Raw genomic sequence first — 22,529 nt, forward strand, 5'->3', positions numbered from 1 at the left:
GTTGATGCGACTGGTCATTATCGGGAATGGCATGGCGGCAACCCGGCTGATTGCTTCGCTCACCGGGCGTGCTTCCGGTCGGTTCGCTATCACCGTTATCGGTGACGAGCCGGAGCATGCCTATAACCGCATCCAGCTTTCGCCGGTGCTGGGTGGCGAAAAAACGGCTGCGGACATCTGCCTTCAGGATGAAGGCTGGTACCAGGATCGCGGCGTGACGGTGCTGCGGTGCGAAAGGGCGATTGCCGTGGACGTGAACGCGCGGGAAGTGCAAACCACCGCCCGCACGCTGGGCTGGGATGCGCTGGTATTTGCCACCGGGTCAACGCCGTTTGTGCCGCCGATCCCCGGCGGCGATGCGCCGCACGTGTTCACCTTCCGTACCCTGGAGGATACCCGCGCCATTCAGGCCATCACTGGTCCGGCGGTGGTGCTGGGGGGCGGCGTGCTCGGCGTAGAGACGGCGGCAGCGCTGGCGCGTTCAGGTGACAACGTCACGCTCGTTCACCGCGGCCCGTGGCTGATGGAGCAGCAGCTGGACCAGCAGGCGGGCGTGCTGCTGGAAGAGGCGCTGGCGGCGCGGGGCGTTAGCTGTGAACTGGCCTCCGGCATCGCGGCGATTAACGGGGATAGCGTGACGCTGCTCAACGGACGCCGCGTTGTCGCCGCGCGCGTGGTGCTGGCGACCGGCGTGCAGCCCAACGTCGCGCTGGCGCAGGCCAGCGGCATTCGCTGCGCGCGCGGCATCGTGGTGGATAGCCAGATGCGGACCTCCGCACCGGACGTCTACGCCATTGGCGAGTGCTGCGAAATTGACGGCCAGATCTTTGGCCTGGTCGCCCCCTGTATGGCGCAGGCGGATATCCTCGCCGCGCGGCTGGGGGGCGACACCGCCGCGCCGTTTGCCCTGACCGACAACGGCGTGCGCCTCAAGGTGACCGGCGTGGAGCTGTTTAGCCTCGGGCGCGCGGCGGAGCAGGAGGGCGATGCGGTCTGGAGTTCATGGGATCCGCTAACCCGCCACTATCGACGTTTACTGATCCATCGGGGGGCGCTGGCTGGCGTGCTGCTGATGGGCGACTGCCGCAGCGCGGCAACATTTACCGATTTACTGGCAACGGCTGTGCCCGCCCACGCGGACTGGCTGTTCGATCGTTTCACTACGCAACCGCAGGTTGCAGGACAGAACGCTATGACAAAACCTACTCTGGTGGTGGTTGGGCACGGTATGGTCGGCCATCATTTCCTCGAAGACTGCGTTAACCGCAATCTGCATCAGCAGTATCAGATCGTTGTCTTTGGCGAGGAGCGCTATGCCGCCTATGACCGCGTGCATCTCTCGGAATATTTTGGCGGCCGCAGCGCGGAATCGCTCTCGCTGGTGGAGGGGGATTTCTTTGCCGATAACGGCATTGAGCTTCGCCTGTCGCAGCAGATCGTCGCTATCGATCGCGACGCGCGCGTGGTGCGTACCGCCAGCGGGCATGAAACCCACTGGGACAAGCTGGTGCTGGCGACCGGCTCGTATCCGTTCGTGCCGCCGGTACCGGGCAACGATCTGCCGGGCTGCTTTGTCTACCGCACCCTTGACGATCTGGACAGCATAGCGGCCCACGCGGCGGGCTCGCGACGCGGCGTGGTGATTGGCGGCGGCCTGCTCGGGCTGGAGGCCGCGAATGCCCTCAAGCAGCTCGGGCTTGAAACCCACGTGGTGGAGTTTGCGCCCAATCTGATGGCGGTGCAGCTTGATAATGACGGCGCGACGATGCTGCGCAGGAAAATTGAGGCGCTGGGCGTTGGCGTTCTCACCAGTAAAGCCACCACGGAAATTGCTGCTACGGACGACGGGCTGGTGCTGCGCTTCGCCGACGGTGAACAGCTGGAAACGGACATGGTGGTCTTCTCTGCGGGCATTCGTCCGCAGGATGCGCTGGCGCGCAGCGGCGGGCTGGCTGTCGGCGAGCGCGGCGGGATCTGCATTGACGACGGCTGCCGGACCTCCGATCCGAACGTGCTTGCCATCGGCGAGTGCGCCCTGTGGGAGGGGAAAATCTTTGGCCTGGTGGCGCCGGGCTACCAGATGGCGCGCGTGGCCGCCGCCGCGCTCGCGGGGGAAGAGAAAACCTTCACCGGGGCAGATATGAGCACCAAGCTCAAGCTGCTCGGCGTGGACGTGGCGTCCTTTGGCGATGCTCACGGGCGCACGCCGGGGGCGCTAAGCTACCAGTGGACGCACGGTCCGCAGCAAATATACAAGAAAATCGTGGTCAGCCATGACGGCAAAACGCTGCTCGGCGGCGTTCTGGTGGGTGACGCCAGCGAATACGCCACGCTGGTGCAGATGATGCTTAACGGCATCAGCCTGCCGAAAGAGCCGGAAACGCTGATACTACCCGCGTCGTCAGGCAGCGCGCCGAAAGCGCTGGGCGTGGCGGCGCTGCCGGAAAGCGCGCAGATCTGTTCGTGTCATAACGTCAGCAAAGGCGATATCTGCCGGGCGGTGAGCGCGGGCGCAGCGGATATCGGCGCCGTCAAGCAGTGCACCAAAGCGGCGACCGGCTGCGGGGGCTGCAGCGCGCTGGTGAAGCAGGTGATGGAGTTCCAGCTTGCCGAGCAGGGCGTAGAGGTTAAAAAGGACATCTGCGAACACTTCCCGTACTCGCGGCAGGAGATTTACCACCTTGTGCGCGTCAACCATATCCGCACCTTTGACCAGCTCATCAGCCGCTACGGCCAGGGGCACGGGTGCGAAATCTGTAAGCCGCTGGTGGGGTCGGTGCTGGCCTCCTGCTGGAACGAGTATCTGCTGAAGCCGTCGCACCTGCCGCTGCAGGACACCAACGACCGCTACTTCGCCAATATTCAAAAGGACGGGACCTATTCCATCGTGCCGCGCATGCCCGCAGGGGAAGTGAGCGCCGACGGGCTGATCGCCATCGGCCAGATTGCGAAACGCTACGGCCTGTACAGCAAAATCACCGGCGGGCAGCGTATCGACCTGTTTGGCGCCACCCTGGAACAGCTGCCGGAGATCTGGCAGGCGCTGGTGGAGGCCGGGTTTGAAACCGGGCACGCTTACGGAAAATCCCTGCGCACGGTGAAATCCTGCGTCGGGTCGACCTGGTGCCGCTACGGCGTGCAGGACTCTACCGGCCTTGCGGTCCGGCTGGAGCACCGCTACAAGGGCCTGCGCGCGCCGCATAAAATTAAAATGGCGGTTTCCGGCTGCACCCGAGAGTGCGCGGAGGCGCAGAGCAAAGACGTGGGGGTGATTGCCACGGACAAAGGCTGGAACCTCTATCTGTGCGGCAACGGCGGCATGAAGCCTCGCCATGCGGATCTTTTCGCCAGCGATCTGGATGACGAAACGCTGATCCGCACCGTCGACCGTTTCCTGATGTTCTACATCCGCACGGCGGATCGCCTGCAGCGCACCAGCACCTGGATGGACAACCTGGAGGGCGGCCTCGACTATCTGCGTGAGGTGATCCTCAACGACAGTCTCGGCATCGCCCACGAGCTGGAGCAGGAGATGGCCCGGGTAGTAGAGACGTACCAGTGCGAATGGCAAACCACGCTCAACGATCCTGACCGCCTGGCGCTGTTCCGCACCGCGGTGAACGTCGCGCCGTCGGACGAAAGCAAGCGCTGGCAGGAAATCTGCGGCATTGAGGATATCCCGGAGCAGGCGGGCATCGGCGCGCGGCTTGGCCGCAAACCGATTGCGCTGTTCCGCTTTGGAACGTCCGTTTATGCCCTGGACGACCTGGAGCCGGGTAGCCGCGCGAACGTGCTTTCGCGCGGCATTCTCGGCGATGCGGCGGGCGAACCGGTCGTTATCTCTCCGCTCTACAAGCAGCGCATTCGCCTGCGCGACGGCTGTCAGGTGGAGAACGGCGAACCCGCGGTGCGCGCCTGGCCGGTAAAAATTGAAAACGGCAAGGTGTGGGTCGGCAACGAAGAGCTGGTGATGCGCGCGGAGGCTTCATGACGGAAACCCGGACAACGTGCCCCTACTGCGGGGTCGGCTGCGGCGTGGTCGCGAGCGTGGAAGGTGGCGCGGTCAGCGTTCGGGGGGATGACACCCATCCTGCGAACTTTGGCCGCCTGTGCGTGAAAGGATCGGCCCTGGGGGAGACGACGGGCTTGCAGGGGCGATTGCTGCACCCCGTTGTCGACGGACTTGAGGTGGACTGGACGCAGGCGCTGAACGCGGCGGGCGAGCGGCTGCGGGAGATCGTCGACACGTGGGGGCCGCGGGCGGTGGCGTTTTACGCCTCCGGCCAGCTGTTAACCGAGGACTACTATGCCGCCAACAAGCTGATGAAAGGGTTTATCGGCGCGGCGAATATCGATACCAACTCCCGGCTCTGCATGTCCTCGGCGGTGGTGGGCTACAAGCGCGCCTTTGGCGAAGACGTGGTGCCGTGCGGCTACGAGGATGTGGAAAACAGCGATCTGGTGGTGCTGGCTGGCTCGAACGCGGCCTGGACGCATCCGGTGCTCTATCAGCGTCTGGTGCAGGCAAAGCACAACAACCCGCAGATGAAGGTGGTGGTGATTGACCCGCGTAAAACCGCCACCTGCGATATTGCCGACCTGCATCTGGCGCTTAAACCCGGCAGCGACGCCGGCCTGTTTGTGGGGTTGCTCAATCTGATTCAGGGCACCGATGAGTGGCCAATTGCCCGCGTGGCGGCGTTTTGCGACCTGCCATCAGAGGACATTGGTATCTTTTACGACTGGTTTGTTACCGCGCCCCGTGCGATAACGCTCTACACCATGGGGATCAACCAGTCCTCCAGCGGCAGCGACAAGTGCAGCGCCATCATCAACGTTCATCTTGCCAGCGGGAAATTTAATCGTCCGGGCTGCGGCCCGTTTTCGCTGACCGGACAGCCAAACGCCATGGGCGGCCGGGAAGTCGGCGGGCTGGCGAACCAGCTGGCGGCGCATATGAGCTTCGAGCCGGACGATCTCTCGCGGGTGGCGCGTTTCTGGGGAACGGAACGGCTGGCGCAGACGCCGGGGCTGATGGCGGTGGAGCTGTTTGACGCTATCGCCCGCGGCGAGGTGAAGGCGGTGTGGATCATGGGCACCAACCCTGCCGTGTCGCTGCCGGACAGCCACGCGGTGTGTCAGGCGCTGGCAGGCTGCCCGCTGGTGATTGTCTCTGAGGTGATGAAAGATACCGATACCAGCCGGTTTGCCCATATCCGTTTTCCGGCGCTGGGCTGGGGAGAGAAGGACGGCACGGTGACCAATTCCGAGCGGCGCATTTCGCGCCAGCGCGCGTTTCTGCCCGCGCCGGGCGAGGCGAAGCCGGACTGGTGGATCGTCTCTCAGGTTGCAAAACGGCTGGGCTACGGCGAGGCCTTTGCCTGGCAACATCCGCACGAGATTTTTTGCGAACATGCGGCGCTGACGGCGTTTGAAAATGACGGCGCGCGGGCATTGAACCTTCAGGAACTGGCAGGGCTAACCCGTGAAGCGTGGGAGACGCTTGAACCTTATCAGTGGCCGACCGGGGATTTTCCGCGCCGAAACGTTGTTCCCGTCAACCCTCTGCCGCACCGTGCTACGGTCACCGCGTTATACCCGCTGATCCTTAACTCTGGCCGAATTCGCGACCAGTGGCACACCATGACCCGTACGGGGTACGTGCCCCGGCTGATGCAGCATATCGCGGAGCCGTTTGTTGAGGTTTGCGCCGCAGACGCCATTCGGTTTGCACTGTGCGACGGCCAGCTGGCGCGGATCGGCTCCCCGCGCGGCGTGATGGTAGCCAGAGTACGAATCAACGACGGAATACGGGAAGGCGAAGCGTTTGCTCCGATGCACTGGAACGCGGAGTTTGCCCGCCAGGGAAAGGTCAACGCGCTGGTGGAAGGGCGCGTCGATCCGGCTTCGGGCCAGCCGGAGAGTAAGCAAACCGCGGTCAGAATCATGCCCTGGCAGCCCGCCTGGCAGGGGGAGCTGTATGCCCGGGAATGGCCGGAAATGCCCCCTTCGGTTCACTGGTGGCGCAAAGCCTCGCGAATGACGATAGCTGGTGATAAGCCGCTGCTCTCGTGGGCCATGGACTATGCCAGCGGGCGGGGATGGCAGCTGCAGGTTGCGCAAGCCGGGGAACGCAGCAGCGTGCTGGCCTGGCACGAAGGCCATCTGATGCTCGGCTTCTGGGAAGGCACCGCTTTGCCCGAACTGGCGCACCCGGTGATAGAAGCCGCTTTTCAGTCGCCACCGTCGACGCCCGCAGAGCGCCATGCGCTGCTGAACGGGCAGGGCGTGGGGAAGGTTACAGATCCGGGGCGCATCATCTGCAGCTGTTTCAGCGTCGGGGAAACAGCGATACGGGAGGCGATTGCCGGAGGCTGCGGTTCCGTTACCGCGCTGGGAGCGACGCTACGGTGCGGCACGAACTGCGGTTCGTGCGTGCCTGAGCTCAAAACAATGTTTCAGGAAATTCCGGAAAATTCCCAGTAAAGCTGCAAAGAGGGAGAAATCGCGTTAAGGTACCTGGTGTTCTTACGTAAGCACCGGGTAATTCTTACGACATTGATGACTGTTTCTCCCCCTTTCCGAACGCTGGTTTTACTCTCCCTTGTTATTGCCGGAGTCGTTCACGGTGCGCCGAATTCCTTTATCCAGCAGGCACAAAATCCCTTTGATAATAACGGGGACAATCTGCCCGATCTCGGTATGGCAGCCCCCACCGGGGAGGGGGAAAAGCATCTCGCCGAAATGGCGAAAGCCTTTGGTGAAGCCAGTATGACCGACAACGGCCTGACCACAGGAGAGCAGGCGCGGCAGTTTGCCTTTGGTCAGGTGCGCGACGCGGTGAGCGGCGAGGTGAACCAGCAGATTGAATCCTGGCTGTCGCCCTGGGGGAATGCCAGCGTCAATCTGCTAGTGGATAACGACGGGAAGTTCAACGGCAGCAGCGGGAGCTGGTTTATCCCCTGGAACGACAACAACCGCTACCTGAGCTGGAGCCAGCTCGGCCTGACGCAGCAGACGGATGGCCTGGTCAGTAACGCCGGAATCGGCCAGCGCTGGGTGGCCGGAAAATGGCTGCTGGGCTACAACACCTTTTACGACAACCTGCTGGATGAGAACCTGCAGCGTGCCGGGCTGGGCGCGGAGGTGTGGGGAGAAAATCTGCGCCTGTCGGCTAACTACTATCAGCCTTTTGCCGGCTGGCGCGACAGCTCTGACGTCCAGGAGCAGCGCATGGCGCGGGGATATGACGTTACCGCCAAAGCCTGGCTGCCGTGGTTTCATCACCTGAACACCAGCGTCAGCGTCGAGCAGTATTTTGGCGACAACGTTGACCTCTTCAACAGCGGAACCGGGTATCACAACCCTGTGGCGGTTAATCTCGGGCTTAACTATACCCCCGTGCCGCTGGTGACGCTCACCGCCGCGCATAAGCAGGGCGAAAGCGGAGAGAGCCAGAACAACCTCGGGCTGAAGCTCAACTACCGCTTCGGCGTGCCGCTGGTTAAGCAGCTCTCCGCCGGGGAGGTCGCGGCCACGCGATCCCTGCGCGGTAGCCGCTATGATTCGCCGGAGCGCAACAGCCTGCCGGTGATGGAATTCCGCCAGCGTAAAACGCTCTCCGTCTGGCTGGCAACCCCGCCGTGGGATCTGAAAGGGGGCGAGACCGTTATGCTGAAGCTGCAGGTTCGCAGCACCCACGGCATTCGTCAGATCCACTGGCAGGGTGATACCCAGGCATTGAGCCTGACGTCCCCGGGGAAAAGTGACAGCACCGACGGCTGGAGCGTAATTATGCCCGCCTGGAATGACGCTGAAGGGGCGACAAACCGCTGGCATCTTTCGGCAGTGGTGGAAGATGCGAAGGGCCAGCGCGTCTCGTCCAATGAGATCACGCTTGCTGTGGTGCAGCCGCTGGTCGCATTACCTGACGACGACCCGCGCTGGAAGCTGCTGCCGGATGAGTAATGCTTAGAAAATGCGTTCCTGATGGACCCACACCGCGGCTTCAACGCGGGATTTTAGCTTCATTTTCTTCAGCATATGCTTCACGTGCACTTTGACCGTGCTTTCTGTGATATCCAGGCGGCGGGCGATCATTTTGTTCGGCAGGCCTTGGGCAATCAGCTTCAGAATATCGCGCTCGCGCGGCGTTAACTGGCTGACGTCACGATCAGACGTGGCGCGGTTCGCCCGCAGGCTGGCGGCCAGCACCGGGGTCAGGGCCTCGCTCAGCACCATTTCGCCTGCGGCCGCCTGCTGCAGCGCCTTCAGCAGGTCTTCCGGCTCCATATCCTTCAGCAGATAGCCATCCGCGCCGCGCTTCAGCGCCGTGACCACGTCCTCTTCGTGGTTGGAAACGCTAAAGACCACCACGCGGCCGGAAAGGGATTTCTCGCGCAGCTTGTCGAGGGTTTCCAGACCGTTCATGCCGGGCATGTTGAGATCGAGCAGGATCAGGTCCGGATCGAGGGATTCGGCAAGCTCAATACCCTGTTCACCGTTGCTGGCCTCGCCAACTACGGTAATGTCGGGTGCCATGCTGACCAGCTGTTTTACGCCAGTACGCAGCATCGGATGGTCGTCGATCAACAGGATGGATGCCGGTTCCTGATTAGTCATGGGTTTCTCCTTGAGCAGTTGTAAGCGGTTTTTCGGGAATAAAGGTGACCACAACTTCCGTGCCACCCGTCTCTCTCCGGCGAACCTGGCAATCACCGCGCAGGCTTTGGGCGCGGTCTCGCATAATGATTAAACCATAGTGGTTAGTGCGTTCGGCATTTTCCGGCACGCCGCGACCGTTGTCGTGAACCGTCAGCCTGACCTGGTTAGCGTGCTGGCTGACGGTGACCGTGACCGCCGTTGCTTCCGCGTGTTTGAGCACGTTGCTCAGCGCTTCGCGGGCGATTTGCAGCAGATGAATCGCCTGATGGGAAGGGACAAACCGCGGCGGCAGCTGGTAATCCAGCTTCACCGGGAAGCCCAGCCGGGCGCTAAATTCCTGGCAGCTGGATTCCAGCGCCGGGCGCAGGCCCGGCTCGGTCAGCTGCAGGCGGAAGGTAGTCAGCAGCTCGCGCAGCTGTACCCAGGAGGTGTTCAGCTCGTTGCGGATCTGGCTCAGCAGCTGCTTGTTGCTTTCCGGCATCTCCGCGTCCTGCATCTGCAGGCAGCTCACCTGCATTTTCATACAGGAGAGCGACTGGGCGATAGAGTCGTGAAGCTCGCGGGCAATGGTCGCGCGCTCTTCCATGACGATCAGCTGCTGCTGTTTTTCCTGATGCCTGTCGAGCGCCAGCGTAGCCGTTAGCTGTTCAACCAGGGTGTCCACCAGCTGCTGCTGGTCGTGGCTCAGATGACGTCCGGCTGGCAGGGTGGCCAGCAGAATACCGTACTGGGTGTGGCTGTCCGTCAGACGCCACTTCAGGGTGGTGCCGCCAGAAGCCTGCAGCGGCAGGCCGCGCGGGCAGAGGTGGCAGCCTTTATCATCGCAGGACATGTCGGACTGACAGGTAAACTCCTGATGATTATCCTCATCTTCCACATCGTAAACCCGCAGCTCCAGATCGTGCAGCAGGGTCAGATTTTGCAGGCCGTTCAGCACCGGCGAAAGGCGTTCACATAGCGGCACCTGCATGTGCAGCCGACGGTTGGCCTGCCACAGGAAGGAGAGGATCTCATTTTTTTGCTCCAGCCCGGCGGTTTTTTCCTGCACGCGCTGCTCCAGCACCGCGTAGCTTTCGGAGAGCTCCGCCGACATGGTGTTCAGCGCCTGGCCGAGCATGGCCATCTCGTTGCGGCCGCTGATGTGCGTGCGCTGGGTAAAATCTCTGTTCGTTACGGCGCGCGCCATCGCCAGCAGCTGTTTCCAGGGATTCAGCAGCCGCGCCCGCAGCCAGATAATGGTGAAGATCAGCAGCAGGCCCATAAAGAGGGCCATAGCACGATGCACCATTACCACCCGGTCGATGCGTAATTCGGTGGTTTGGTCGAAAGAGGAGACCAGCGCGTCAATGCGGGAGACGAAACCCGCTACGTCCTGCGCAACGGTTTCGGTGCTGCGCGCCTGTTTCAGGCCGGGTTCCAGCTGGGTGTGCCAGTAGCCCTGCAGGGCTTTAAGCTGGGACTGCTGGCCGGCGCGGATGGCGGCGTTTTCCAGTTCGGGGCTGAAGGCCGTGCGCTCCATTTCATCAATTAAGGGCCGATCGTCCTGCGTCAGAGGGACCGACGCCAGCAGGCGGTAACTCTGCATGCGTAGCGAGCCTGCCTCGTTGATGGCATGTGCATTACCCTGTACCCCCTGTACCAGCCAGCCGGAAATCGCCATGCCGGTCACGCCAAGGGCGGTAGACAGCAAAACAATCAGGGCTAGCTGATTGACGAGAGTCAGCGGTGATAAACATCTTTTTAACATAGAGTTGCCGGGCTCCTGACGTGGCCTGCTTGCAGGAATGGCGCTATTCTGGTGCATACCCTGGAGTATACCCATACCAATAAAGGATTACCCCTAAATTGCCAACGGAGTATAGGTGAAGAGGCGGGGGTAGCAAGGAACCTTCAGTGCAGTGAAAAACCACGTCTTTTTTACCGAATTATTCTACTCACTTAGGATAACCTCTTTTTTTTCGCCGCTAATCCCCGCACTTTTCCTTTGATTTATATCAACTTACCGCCGCCCTAAAACCCTAATGTTTGCAGCATCATTCGAGAATCAGAGGTGTCTATGAGTCACTCATCCGCTCCCGAAAGGGAAAATGGGGCCGTTATTACAGACTGGCGTCCAGAGGATCCGGCGTTCTGGCAACAGCGCGGCCATCGTGTAGCAAGCCGAAATCTGTGGATTTCCGTTCCTTGTCTGCTTTTAGCGTTTTGCGTATGGATGTTGTTTAGCGCGGTCGCGGTAAACCTGCCGAAAGTAGGGTTTACGTTCACGACCGATCAGCTGTTTATGCTGACCGCGCTGCCGTCGCTTTCGGGCGCGCTGCTGCGTGTGCCTTACGCGTTTATGGTCCCGGTATTCGGCGGCCGTCGCTGGACGGCGTTCAGTACGGGCATCATGATCGTCCCTTGCGTGTGGCTCGGATTCGCGGTGCAGGATACCTCCACGCCGTTCAGCGTGTTCGTGATCATCTCACTGCTGTGCGGTTTCGCGGGTGCGAACTTTGCCTCCAGCATGGCGAACATTAGCTTCTTCTTCCCGAAAGCGAAGCAGGGCGGCGCGCTGGGTATTAACGGCGGTCTGGGCAACATGGGCGTGAGCGTGATGCAGCTGATTGCGCCGCTGGCGATCTCTGTTTCTATTTTTGCCGCCTTCGGTGGCGGCGGCGTCGAGCAGGCGGATGGTTCTTCCCTCTACCTGCAGAACGCGGCCTGGATTTGGGTTCCGTTCCTGGTGGTCTTCACCCTGGCCGCATGGTTCTTTATGAATGACCTGTCTGCGTCGAAGGCATCCCTGAGCGAGCAGCTGCCGGTGCTGAAGCGTGGACACCTCTGGGTAATGGCGCTGCTGTATCTGGCTACCTTCGGTTCGTTTATCGGCTTCTCAGCGGGCTTTGCCATGCTGTCGAAAACCCAGTTCCCGGACGTGCAGATCCTGCAGTTCGCCTTCTTCGGCCCGTTCATTGGCGCACTGGCGCGTTCGCTGGGCGGCATGATCTCTGACCGTCTGGGCGGTACCCGCGTGACGCTGGTGAACTTTATTGTGATGGCGGTCTTCTGCGCGCTGCTGTTCCTGACGCTGCCTTCTGACGGGCAGGGCGGTAACTTCTTTGCCTTCTTCGGCGTGTTTATGGTGCTGTTCCTGACGGCCGGGCTGGGGAGTGCTTCCACCTTCCAGATGATCTCCGTGATCTTCCGCAAGCTGACGATGGATCGCGTGAAAGCGCAGGGCGGCAGCGAAGAGCAGGCCATGCGTGAGGCGGCGACGGATACGGCTGCGGCTCTGGGCTTTATCTCGGCGATTGGCGCAATTGGCGGCTTCTTTATTCCGAAAGCGTTCGGCATCTCGCTTGACCTGACCGGCTCTCCGGCCGGCGCCATGAAAGTCTTCCTCGTCTTCTATATCGCCTGCGTTGTGATTACGTGGCTGGTATATGGCCGTAATACCAAGAAAAATAAGTAAGTATGATTATCCGTTTGCGCGGCCTTCGGGCCGCGTTTTTTTTAGACTGAATAATAGTTACAACATACTGAAAGCTTTTACGGCAGTTGCCTGCGGGTAACACTGTGATCGCCATCGCTTTGAAGGCATGTCTACCCCTTAATACCTGAGATGTTAAATTTTGCTGAAGTTATTGTACGATGAATTATAAATATCTTTATAAATCATTTACTTATTAGCTTTAAAAATATACCGCTTTGGTGGTATTTGGTCTAACCCCTCCTTTTAAAGTCCCTCTTCGTCTTGATCGTTATCAATTCTCCCCCTCTTTCAGGGCGTTACCTTCGCTGCAAATCAGCAATGTCGATTTAGAGAGCCACAGGCTCCATACAGGAGATACCCGATGAGCAAATTTTTGGACCGGTTTCGCTACTTCAAACAGAAGGGTGAAACTTTTGCCGATGGGCACGGCCAGGTTCTGGATACCAACCGGGACTGGGAAGACGGTTACCGCCAGCGCTGGCAGCATGACAAAGTCGTCCGTTCTACCCACGGCGTAAACTGCACTGGCTCATGTAGCTGGAAGATTTTCGTTAAAAACGGTCTGGTGACCTGGGAAATGCAGCAGACCGACTATCCGCGCACCCGTCCGGATATGCCGAACCACGAACCGCGCGGCTGCCCGCGTGGCGCCAGCTACTCCTGGTATCTCTACAGCGCTAACCGCCTTAAATACCCGCTGATGCGCAAACGCCTGATGAAAATTTGGCGTGAGGCGAAAGTTCAGCACAGCGATCCGGTTGACGCCTGGGCGTCCATCATTGAGGACGCCGACAAAGCGAAAAGCTTCAAGCAGGCTCGCGGTCGCGGTGGATTCGTTCGCTCTTCCTGGAAAGAGGTGAACGAGCTGATTGCCGCCTCCAACGTTTACACCGTCAAAACCTACGGCCCTGACCGCGTGGCGGGCTTCTCGCCAATCCCGGCGATGTCGATGGTTTCCTACGCCTCCGGCGCGCGCTACCTGTCTCTTATCGGCGGTACCTGCCTGAGCTTCTACGACTGGTACTGTGACCTGCCGCCTGCCTCTCCGCAGACCTGGGGCGAGCAGACCGACGTGCCGGAATCCGCCGACTGGTACAACTCCAGCTACATCATCGCCTGGGGCTCTAACGTGCCGCAGACCCGTACCCCGGACGCGCACTTCTTTACTGAAGTTCGCTATAAAGGGACCAAAACCGTTGCGGTCACCCCGGACTACGCGGAAATCGCCAAGCTGTGCGACCTGTGGCTGGCACCGAAACAGGGTACCGATGCCGCGATGGCGATGGCGATGGGCCACGTCATGCTGCGTGAATTCCACCTCGACAAACCGAGCCAGTACTTCACCGACTACGTGCGTCGCTACACCGACATGCCGATGCTGGTGATGCTGGAAGAGCGTGAGGGCTACTATGCCGCGGGCCGCACGCTGCGCGCCGCCGATCTGGTGGACGCGCTGGGCCAGGAAAACAACCCTGAATGGAAAACCGTTGCCTATAACAGCAACGGCGAACTGGTGGCGCCAAACGGCTCTATCGGCTTCCGCTGGGGCGAGAAGGGCAAGTGGAACCTTGAGCAGCGCAACGGCACCACCGGTGAAGAGACGGAGCTGCGTCTCAGCATGCTGGGCAGCCAGGACGAGATCGCTGAGGTTGGCTTCCCGTACTTTGGTGGTGAAGGCTCCGAGCACTTCAACAAGGTTGAACTGAAAAACGTGCTGATGCACAAGCTGCCGGTTAAGCGCCTGCAGCTGGCCGACGGCTCTACCGCGCTGGTCACTACGGTGTATGACCTGACCATGGCGAACTACGGCCTGGAGCGCGGTCTGAACGACGAAAACTGCGCCACCGGCTATGACGACGTGAAGGCCTACACTCCGGCCTGGGCGGAGCAGATCACCGGCGTACCGCGCGCGCAGATCGTTCGTATCGCCCGCGAGTTTGCGGAAAACGCCGACAAAACCCACGGTCGTTCCATGATCATCGTCGGTGCCGGTCTGAACCACTGGTATCACCTCGATATGAACTATCGCGGTCTGATCAACATGCTGATCTTCTGCGGCTGCGTCGGTCAGAGCGGCGGCGGCTGGGCGCACTACGTGGGCCAGGAAAAACTGCGTCCGCAGACCGGCTGGCAGCCGCTGGCGTTTGCTCTCGACTGGCAGCGTCCGGCACGCCACATGAACAGCACCTCCTACTTCTATAACCACTCCAGCCAGTGGCGCTACGAGACGGTGACCGCGCAGGAGCTGCTGTCGCCGATGGCGGATAAATCCCGCTACAGCGGCCACCTGATTGACTTCAACGTGCGCGCCGAGCGTATGGGCTGGCTGCCGTCTGCGCCGCAGCTGGGCACTAACCCGCTGCGCATTGCGGAAGCGGCGAAGCAGGCGGGGATGTCGCCGGTGGATTACACCGTAAAATCCCTGAAGGATGGCTCCATCCGCTTCGCGGCAGAACAGCCGGAAAACGGTAAAAACCATCCGCGTAACCTGTTCATCTGGCGCTCCAACCTGCTGGGCTCGTCCGGTAAAGGCCACGAGTACATGCTGAAATACCTGCTCGGTACCGAAAACGGTATTCAGGGTAAAGATCTCGGCAAGCAGGGCGGCGTGAAGCCAGAAGAGGTGGAGTGGAAAGACAACGGTCTCGACGGCAAGCTGGATCTGGTGGTGACCCTCGACTTCCGTCTGTCCAGCACCTGCCTGTACTCCGACATCGTGCTGCCAACCGCCACCTGGTATGAAAAAGACGACATGAATACCTCGGATATGCATCCGTTTATTCATCCGCTTTCCGCGGCCGTTGACCCGGCGTGGGAATCGAAAAGCGACTGGGATATCTACAAAGACATCGCGAAGAAATTCTCTGAAGTCTGCGTAGGCCACCTGGGCAAAGAGACCGACGTGGTGACGCTGCCCATCCAGCACGACTCCGCCGCCGAACTGGCGCAGCCGCTGGACGTGAAGGACTGGAAAAAAGGCGAGTGCGACCTGATCCCGGGCGTCACCGCACCGCACATCATTCCGGTTGAACGCGACTACCCGGCAACCTACGAACGCTTTACCTCTATCGGCCCGCTGATGGAAAAAATCGGTAACGGCGGGAAGGGGATCGCCTGGAACACCCAGAGCGAAATGGATCTGCTGCGCAAGCTCAATTACACCAAAGCGGACGGCCCGGCCAAAGGCCAGCCAATGCTGAACACGGCGATTGATGCGGCAGAGATGATCCTGACCCTGGCCCCGGAAACCAACGGCCACGTGGCGGTGAAAGCCTGGGCGGCGCTGAGCGAATTTACCGGTCGCGACCACACGCATCTGGCGACGAATAAAGAGGAAGAGAAGATCCGCTTCCGCGATATTCAGGCCCAGCCGCGCAAGATTATCTCCAGCCCGACCTGGTCAGGACTTGAAGATGAGCACGTGTCCTATAACGCCGGCTACACCAACGTTCACGAGCTGATCCCGTGGCGTACCCTGTCCGGCCGTCAGTCGCTGTATCAGGATCACCAGTGGATGCGCGACTTCGGTGAAAGCCTGCTGGTATATCGTCCGCCAATCGACACCCGCTCCGTGAAAGCGGTAATGGGCGCGAAATCCAACGGTAACCCGGAGAAGGCGCTGAACTTCCTGACGCCGCACCAGAAGTGGGGGATCCACTCCACCTACAGCGACAACCTGCTGATGCTGACGCTGTCGCGCGGGGGGCCGATTGTCTGGATGAGCGAAGCGGACGCCAAAGATCTGGGCATTGAAGATAACGACTGGATCGAAGTGTTTAACAGCAACGGCGCCCTGACGGCGCGTGCGGTGGTAAGCCAGCGCGTACCGGCCGGGATGACCATGATGTACCACGCGCAGGAACGTATCGTGAACCTGCCGGGGTCAGAAATTACCGAGCAGCGCGGCGGGATCCACAACTCCGTCACCCGCATTACGCCGAAGCCGACCCACATGATCGGTGGCTATGCGCAGCTGGCCTACGGCTTTAACTACTACGGCACCGTAGGATCGAACCGCGATGAGTTCGTGGTGGTACGTAAGATGAAGAACATTAACTGGTTGGATGGCGAAGGCAATGACCAGGTACAGGAGAGCGTAAAATGAAAATTCGTTCACAAGTCGGCATGGTGCTGAATCTCGATAAGTGCATCGGCTGTCACACCTGTTCAGTGACCTGTAAAAACGTCTGGACCAGCCGCGAAGGTATGGAGTACGCCTGGTTCAACAACGTGGAAAGCAAGCCGGGCACCGGCTTCCCGACCGACTGGGAAAACCAGGAGAAGTGGAAGGGCGGCTGGATCCGTAAAATCAACGGCAAGCTGCAGCCGCGCATGGGTAACCGCGCGATGCTGCTGGGTAAAATCTTCGCTAACCCGCACCTGCCTGGCATTGAGGATTACTACGAGCCGTTTGACTACGACTACCAGAACCTGCACAACGCGCCGGAAAGCAAACACCAGCCGATCGCCCGTCCTCGCTCGCTGATCACTGGTCAGCGCATGGACAAAATTACCAGCGGTCCAAACTGGGAAGAAATTCTGGGCGGCGAATTCGAAAAGCGCGCCAAAGACCAGAACTTCGAGAACATGCAGAAGGCGATGTACGGCCAGTTCGAAAACACCTTCATGATGTATCTGCCGCGCCTGTGCGAGCACTGCCTCAACCCGGCGTGCGTGGCGACCTGCCCAAGCGGCGCCATCTACAAGCGTGAAGAAGACGGCATCGTGCTAATTGACCAGGACAAGTGCCGCGGCTGGCGCATGTGCATCACCGGCTGCCCGTACAAAAAAATCTACTTCAACTGGAAGAGCGGTAAGTCTGAGAAGTGCATCTTCTGCTACCCGCGCATCGAAGCCGGTATGCCGACCGTCTGCTCAGAGAGCTGCGTAGGCCGTATCCGCTACCTCGGCGTGCTGCTGTACGATGCTGACGCGATTGAAAATGCGGCAAGCACCGAGAACGAGAAAGATCTGTATCAGCGCCAGCTGGACGTGTTCCTCGATCCGAACGATCCGAAGGTGATTGAGCAGGCGCTGAAGGACGGCATTCCGCAGAGCGTGATTGACGCCGCGCAGCAGTCTCCGGTGTACAAAATGGCGATGGACTGGAAGCTGGCCCTGCCGCTGCACCCGGAATACCGCACGCTGCCGATGGTCTGGTACGTGCCGCCGCTGTCGCCAATTCAGTCTGCGGCGGACGCGGGCGAGCTGGGCAGCAACGGCATTTTGCCGGACGTGGAGAGCCTGCGTATCCCGGTTCAGTATCTGGCCAACCTGCTGACCGCAGGGGACACCCAGCCGGTACTGCTGGCGCTGAAACGTATGCTGGCGATGCGCCACTTCAAACGTGCGGAAACCGTTGACGGCGTTAACGATACCCGCGCGCTGGAAGAGGTGGGCCTGACCGAAGCGCAGGCGCAGGAGATGTACCGCTACCTGGCAATTGCCAACTACGAAGACCGTTTCGTGGTGCCGAGCAGCCACCGCGAGCTGGCCCGCGAGGCCTTCCCGGAGAAAAATGGCTGTGGCTTTACCTTCGGTGACGGTTGCCACGGGTCCGACAGCAAATTCAACCTGTTCAACAGCCGCCGCATCGACGCCATGGATGTGACCAGCAAAACGGAGCCGCACCAATGATTGAACTCGTCATTGTTTCGCGTCTGCTCGAGTACCCGGATGCTGCGCTTGCGCAGCATCAGCAGGAACTCTTTGATGCACTCGCGTCATCTGAAAACTTGGATAAAGAGGACGCCCAGGCGCTGGGCGTTTTCCTCCGCGATCTTCTGGCGCGCGATCTGCTCGATGCCCAGGCGGATTACAGCCAGCTGTTTGACCGCGGGCGCGCGACGTCGCTGCTGCTGTTTGAACACGTTCACGGGGAATCCCGCGACCGCGGTCAGGCGATGGTGGATTTGATGGCCCAGTACGAGCAGCACGGCCTGCAGCTCGACAGCCGCGAGCTGCCGGACCACCTGCCGCTGTACCTTGAGTATCTGGCGCAGCTGCCAAAAGAAGAGGCGCTGGGCGGTCTGCAGGACATCGCCCCGATTCTGGCGCTGCTCGGCGCGCGTCTTCAGCAGCGCGAGAGCCGCTATGCGGTGCTGTTCGACCTGCTGGTGAAGCTGGCTAACGCCTCTGTAGACAGTGAAAAAGTGGCGGAGAAAATCGCGGATGAAGCCCGCGACGATACCCCGCAGGCGCTGGATGCGGTCTGGGAAGAAGAGCAGGTGAAATTCTTTGCTGACCAGAACTGCGGCGAGTCTGAAATCTCCGCTCACCAGCGTCGTTTTGCCGGCGCGGTTGCCCCGCAATATTTGAATATCTCTAACGGAGGACGGCACTAATGCACTTCCTGAATATGTTCTTCTTTGACATTTACCCGTATATCGCGGGCACCGTGTTCCTGGTGGGAAGCTGGCTGCGCTATGACTACGGCCAGTACACCTGGCGTGCCGCCTCCAGCCAGATGCTGGATCGTAAGGGGATGCACGTCGCGTCTAACCTGTTCCACATCGGGATCCTGGGGATTTTCGCCGGTCACTTCCTGGGGATGCTGACCCCGCACTGGATGTACGAAGCGTGGCTGCCGATTGAGGTGAAGCAGAAGATGGCGATGATAGCCGGCGGTGCCTGCGGCGTGATGACCCTGGTAGGCGGCCTGCTGCTGCTGAAACGTCGTCTGTTCAGCCCGCGCGTGCGTGCGACCACCACCGCAGCGGACATCCTGATCCTCTCCCTGCTGATGGTGCAGTGCGCGCTGGGCCTGCTGACCATTCCGTTCTCGGCTCAGCATATGGACGGCAGCGAGATGATGAAGCTGGTGGGCTGGGCGCAGTCCGTGGTGACCTTCCACGGCGGAGCGTCTGAGCACCTGGACGGCGTGGCGTTTATCTTCCGCGTTCACCTTGTGCTGGGCATGACGCTGTTTGTGCTGTTCCCGTTCTCCCGCCTGGTGCACATCTGGAGCGCGCCGGTGGAGTACCTGACGCGCAAATACCAGATTGTGCGCGCCCGCCGCTAATTCAGCGTTTTGATACTAGCCCCGCATTCGCGGGGTTTTTTTTCGCCCCAGCCCAGGTTGTTGCCCGCAGCCGCAAACAGGATCAACGCGCCGCCCGCAAGCTGCGTCAGGTTCAGCGAGTGTCCGAACACCAGGTTATCGACAACAATTGCCACCACCGGATAGATAAATGACAGGGAGCCGGTAATGGGGGTAGGCAGCTTTTGAATCGCGCTATACAGCAGCTGGTACATAATGCCAGTATGGACGATGCCGAGCGTCAGCAGGATCGGCCAGGGAAAATCACCGGAAAATGACGGCAGGCTGGCAAACGGCAGAAGCATTACCACGCCCGTCAGCACCTGGATAAAGGCAATATGCTGCGGTGCGATGGTTTTCAGTTTGCGCGCAATGATTGCCGTAAGCGCGTAGAAGAAGGCCGCGGCCATGGCCAGACCGATACCCGCCAGCCATTCAGTGCCGTGGGCACCGGTCAGCTCGCTGGAGAGCAGTATCACCACGCCGCCAAAGGCAAGGAACAGCCAGCCCCATTTCACCAGGCTGACGCGCTCGCCTAAAAACATCCCCATCAGAACCAGCATAAACGGCTGGGTGTTATAGACCACGGTAGAGAGGCCGATAGAGATGCGTTCATAGGCCGCGAAGAGCAGCAGCCAGTTCACGACTAAAGCCACGCCGCCGAGAATCGCCAGCAGCAGCGTGGTGCGGGTGAGGGGACTAAAGGGCTTTTGACTTACCCGGATAAAAATGAAAAGCGCCATTGCCCCAATAAGGCAGCGCCAGAACACCACTTCCGTCACCGGCAGGCCGCTGAGCAAAACAAACGCGCCGATAGAGCCAGAAATTAACATCGCCAGGCTCATCTGCCAGACGCCTTTATGGAAATCACGCATCATCCACCTCCTGATTGAATGACCCTATTGTCGAAAAACGCTGTCAGGTTTTACAGGGGTGATATAAGGTTGAAGAAGTTAACTGCTTTTTAAAATTAGGTGAAACGAGTGGAATACCTTATTGATGATATCGACCGGCAAATTTTAGCCTGCCTGGTTGAAGATGCGCGCATGTCTTTGAAGGTGCTCAGCGGCCGCATCGGCCTGACCTCACCCAGCACGGCAGAGCGTCTGAAGCGGCTGGAAGAGCGGGGCGTGATTCAGGGATATGGCGCACGGGTGAATCTCGCGGCGCTGGGGTATACGCTGCAGGCGCTGGTACGCGTGCGGCCTTTGCCGGGGCTGTTGCATAAGGTGGATAAATACATACAGGCGATGCCGGAGTGTATTGAGAGCGACAAGGTGACCGGGGAAGACTGCTTCGTCATCAGGCTGGTGGTGCGGTCAATCGAACAGCTTGATGCGCTGCTGGACGGGCTGGCGGAACATGCCCAGTGTAATACGTCGATTGTGAAAAGTTCGCCGGTAAAGCGCCGGTTGCCGCCGATGCGAACAGAAAGTTAAGAGTCGTTTGGGAATGATGGTGGTGGGGGAAGGATGACTCGGCGCGTTGCGCCTCGCCCTTCGGGTCGTTGCCTGCGGCAACGCTTTCTCGCTACGCTCGAATCGAACCTTAGTCGAAGCTTCTCATCCTTCCCCGTACGGAAATGCATGATGTTCGCTGCGAACGGAAAGCTTAGCGTCATTTGAAGGTGATGGTGGTGGGGGAAGGATTCGAACCTTCGAAGTCGATGACGGCAGATTTACAGTCTGCTCCCTTTGGCCGCTCGGGAACCCCACCAGGGGTAATTCAAATTTTGAGGTCGTGCTGAGAGATGGTGGTGGGGGAAGGATTCGAACCTTCGAAGTCGATGACGGCAGATTTACAGTCTGCTCCCTTTGGCCGCTCGGGAACCCCACCACGGGGTAATGCTTTTTAACTGGCCTGCTTCCTGATGGAAGCGGGGCGCATCATATCAAATGAGACGCCCCTGTAAAGCATTCCTTTAGGGAAATGAAGCTGTTTGCCTGCTTTTTATCCGTAAAGGCGCAAAGCTAATCAATTCATTTTCCGAAAGATTAAAGAATGATAGTTCTGTTACCGTAGACAAAGACACGCTGCGCCAGCACCTGATACAGGGCACGACTCAACACGTTCTTCTCAACGTCACGTCCGGCGCGCATCATATCTTCTGCGGTGTAGGTGTGATCCACGTGAATCACGTCCTGCATGATGATTGGGCCTTCGTCCAGATTGTCATTCACGTAGTGCGCGGTGGCGCCGATGATCTTCACGCCGCGCTCGTACGCCTGGTGATAAGGACGCGCGCCAATAAAGGCCGGCAGGAACGAGTGGTGGATATTGATAATCTTGTTCGGGAAGCGGGCCACGAAGGAAGGCGTCAGCACGCGCATGTATTTCGCCAGCACCACGTAGTCCGGGTTATGCGCTTCAATGGCAGCAGCCATCAGGTTGTCGTGCTCTTCACGGGTATGGCCTTCATGGCTCACCAGCTCAAACGGAATATCAAAACGCTCAACCAGCGTGCGCAGGGTTTCGTGATTGCCGATAACGGCGGCAATTTCCACGTCCAGACCGCCGTAATTGGCTTTCATCAACAGATCGCCCAGGCAGTGAGCCTCTTTCGTCACCAGAATCACAATGCGACGACGGCCTGCAGGATTCAGCTCACGCACGGAGCCTTCCGGCAGCGCGCTGTCCAGATCGGCCAGCAGGGTGGTGTCGTTGAAAATGCCTTCCAGCTCGGTGCGCATGAAGAAGCGACCGGTACGGTGGTCAACGAACTCGTTGTTCTGCACGATATTCAGTTCATGCTTGTAGCAAATATTGGTAATTCGTGCGATCAGCCCTTTTTGATCGGGACAGATAGTGCGCAGAACTTTACGTTGTAATGATTGCATCGCCGGGAAATCCTGTTTGTAATTGCGAAGTCTGGGTTGTCAGGCGTTACTGCCCGCAACACTTTTTGAATTTTTTTCCTGAACCACAAGGGCAGGGATCGTTACGACCAAACTGTGGACGCGTACCGTCAATATAATACCATTGCCCGCTTTCCTTTAAGAACCGGGAACGCTCGATAATGGCGCCGGGCCTTGCGTTCTCTGTAAAACGGGCAACAAAGCTGACAAAGCCTTCGTCGTCGTGGCTGCCTGGTGAGGATTCAAACACGGTAAGTCCAAGCCAGCGGGTGTTGGCGAACCCGGCTTCGATCTCCTGTCGGAAATCGGCGGCGTGGCAGGACGGGTGCCAGGTTTTTATCAGGTAGTCTGCGTCTTTGATCACAAAAGCAGTATACCGTGAACGCATGAGGTGTGACGGATCCGGTGCAACCTGATTGCCAGAAAGATATCGCTGGCAACATAGGCTATACTCCAGAGCGCTACCGCAAGGGCAGAGTTGAGACACGATTCTCTT

At 59.6% G+C, this 22,529-nt stretch carries 14 protein-coding genes, 2 tRNA genes and 1 other RNA gene; 9 read left to right on the forward strand and 8 right to left on the reverse strand.

Annotated elements, in window-relative coordinates; genetic code table 11:
* Window positions 1–4 precede the first annotated feature (4 nt).
* From nirB to OSH03_RS21435, 3 genes are all read left to right on the forward strand, one after another.
* Window positions 5–3,991 carry a nitrite reductase large subunit NirB gene (nirB, locus tag OSH03_RS21425; protein WP_266180050.1) on the forward strand — a complete coding sequence of 1,329 codons (3,987 nt, stop codon included), beginning with the start codon at window positions 5–7 and terminating at the stop codon, window positions 3,989–3,991.
* Complete coding sequence (locus tag OSH03_RS21430) at window positions 3,988–6,486, forward strand: nitrate reductase (RefSeq protein WP_266180051.1); 2,499 nt, start codon at window positions 3,988–3,990, stop codon at window positions 6,484–6,486. Before nirB ends, OSH03_RS21430 begins: the two co-directional genes overlap by 4 nt.
* Before the next feature lie 75 nt (window positions 6,487–6,561).
* Window positions 6,562–7,968: a YchO/YchP family invasin gene (locus OSH03_RS21435; RefSeq protein WP_266180052.1), complete on the forward strand. Its 1,407-nt coding sequence runs from the start codon at window positions 6,562–6,564 to the stop codon at window positions 7,966–7,968.
* 3 nt (window positions 7,969–7,971) lie between these two features.
* Here OSH03_RS21435 and narL read toward each other — a convergent pair whose 3' ends face one another.
* Entirely contained in the window at window positions 7,972–8,622 is a 651-nt protein-coding gene (gene narL / locus OSH03_RS21440) for a two-component system response regulator NarL (RefSeq protein ID WP_003856701.1), read from the reverse strand.
* On the reverse strand, window positions 8,615–10,411 hold the full coding sequence (narX, locus tag OSH03_RS21445) for a nitrate/nitrite two-component system sensor histidine kinase NarX (protein WP_253542336.1): 1,797 nt from the start codon (window positions 10,409–10,411) through the stop codon (window positions 8,615–8,617). Before narX ends, narL begins: the two co-directional genes overlap by 8 nt.
* Window positions 10,412–10,720: 309 nt before the next feature.
* Here narX and OSH03_RS21450 point away from each other — a divergent pair, with 309 nt between their 5' ends.
* The 5 genes from OSH03_RS21450 to narI all read left to right on the forward strand — a co-directional run bounded on the left by OSH03_RS21450 (window position 10,721) and on the right by narI (window position 19,160).
* Complete coding sequence (locus tag OSH03_RS21450) at window positions 10,721–12,118, forward strand: NarK family nitrate/nitrite MFS transporter (RefSeq protein ID WP_047364940.1); 1,398 nt, start codon at window positions 10,721–10,723, stop codon at window positions 12,116–12,118.
* A gap of 382 nt (window positions 12,119–12,500) precedes the next feature.
* Window positions 12,501–16,244: a nitrate reductase subunit alpha gene (locus OSH03_RS21455; RefSeq protein WP_266180053.1), complete on the forward strand. Its 3,744-nt coding sequence runs from the start codon at window positions 12,501–12,503 to the stop codon at window positions 16,242–16,244.
* Window positions 16,241–17,776, forward strand: coding sequence for a nitrate reductase subunit beta (narH, locus tag OSH03_RS21460; RefSeq protein WP_119915826.1), 1,536 nt, complete (start codon window positions 16,241–16,243; stop codon window positions 17,774–17,776). Before OSH03_RS21455 ends, narH begins: the two co-directional genes overlap by 4 nt.
* On the forward strand, window positions 17,773–18,483 hold the full coding sequence (narJ, locus tag OSH03_RS21465; RefSeq protein ID WP_266180054.1) for a nitrate reductase molybdenum cofactor assembly chaperone: 711 nt from the start codon (window positions 17,773–17,775) through the stop codon (window positions 18,481–18,483). Before narH ends, narJ begins: the two co-directional genes overlap by 4 nt.
* Window positions 18,483–19,160, forward strand: coding sequence for a respiratory nitrate reductase subunit gamma (narI, locus tag OSH03_RS21470; protein WP_021240339.1), 678 nt, complete (start codon window positions 18,483–18,485; stop codon window positions 19,158–19,160). The genes narJ and narI overlap by 1 nt, the downstream gene beginning before the upstream one ends.
* Here the strand turns inward: narI and OSH03_RS21475 are convergent.
* Window positions 19,157–20,053, reverse strand: a complete 897-nt coding sequence (locus OSH03_RS21475) for a DMT family transporter (protein ID WP_253543496.1) — start codon at window positions 20,051–20,053, stop codon at window positions 19,157–19,159. The genes narI and OSH03_RS21475 overlap by 4 nt on opposite strands.
* A 108-nt stretch (window positions 20,054–20,161) precedes the next feature.
* Between OSH03_RS21475 and OSH03_RS21480 the strand changes: the two genes are divergently transcribed.
* Window positions 20,162–20,617 carry an Lrp/AsnC family transcriptional regulator gene (locus OSH03_RS21480; protein WP_266180055.1) on the forward strand — a complete coding sequence of 152 codons (456 nt, stop codon included), beginning with the start codon at window positions 20,162–20,164 and terminating at the stop codon, window positions 20,615–20,617.
* A 17-nt stretch (window positions 20,618–20,634) separates the two neighbouring features.
* Here the strand turns inward: OSH03_RS21480 and OSH03_RS21485 are convergent.
* From OSH03_RS21485 to OSH03_RS21505, 5 genes are all read right to left on the reverse strand, one after another.
* Window positions 20,635–20,765, reverse strand: a non-coding RNA gene (locus OSH03_RS21485) — RtT sRNA.
* Between the two features lie 44 nt (window positions 20,766–20,809).
* Window positions 20,810–20,894 (reverse strand) — tRNA-Tyr (locus tag OSH03_RS21490).
* A 35-nt stretch (window positions 20,895–20,929) separates the two neighbouring features.
* Window positions 20,930–21,014: transfer RNA gene (locus OSH03_RS21495), tRNA-Tyr, on the reverse strand.
* A gap of 158 nt (window positions 21,015–21,172) precedes the next feature.
* Entirely contained in the window at window positions 21,173–22,015 is an 843-nt protein-coding gene (gene purU, locus OSH03_RS21500) for a formyltetrahydrofolate deformylase (protein WP_003856715.1), read from the reverse strand.
* Between the two features lie 46 nt (window positions 22,016–22,061).
* A complete protein-coding gene (locus tag OSH03_RS21505; protein WP_151413125.1) occupies window positions 22,062–22,520 on the reverse strand; it encodes a YchJ family metal-binding protein in 459 nt (152 codons plus the stop codon).
* Window positions 22,521–22,529: the final 9 nt, after the last annotated feature.

This window comes from Enterobacter nematophilus (assembly GCF_026344075.1).
GTDB lineage: Bacteria > Pseudomonadota > Gammaproteobacteria > Enterobacterales > Enterobacteriaceae > Enterobacter > Enterobacter nematophilus.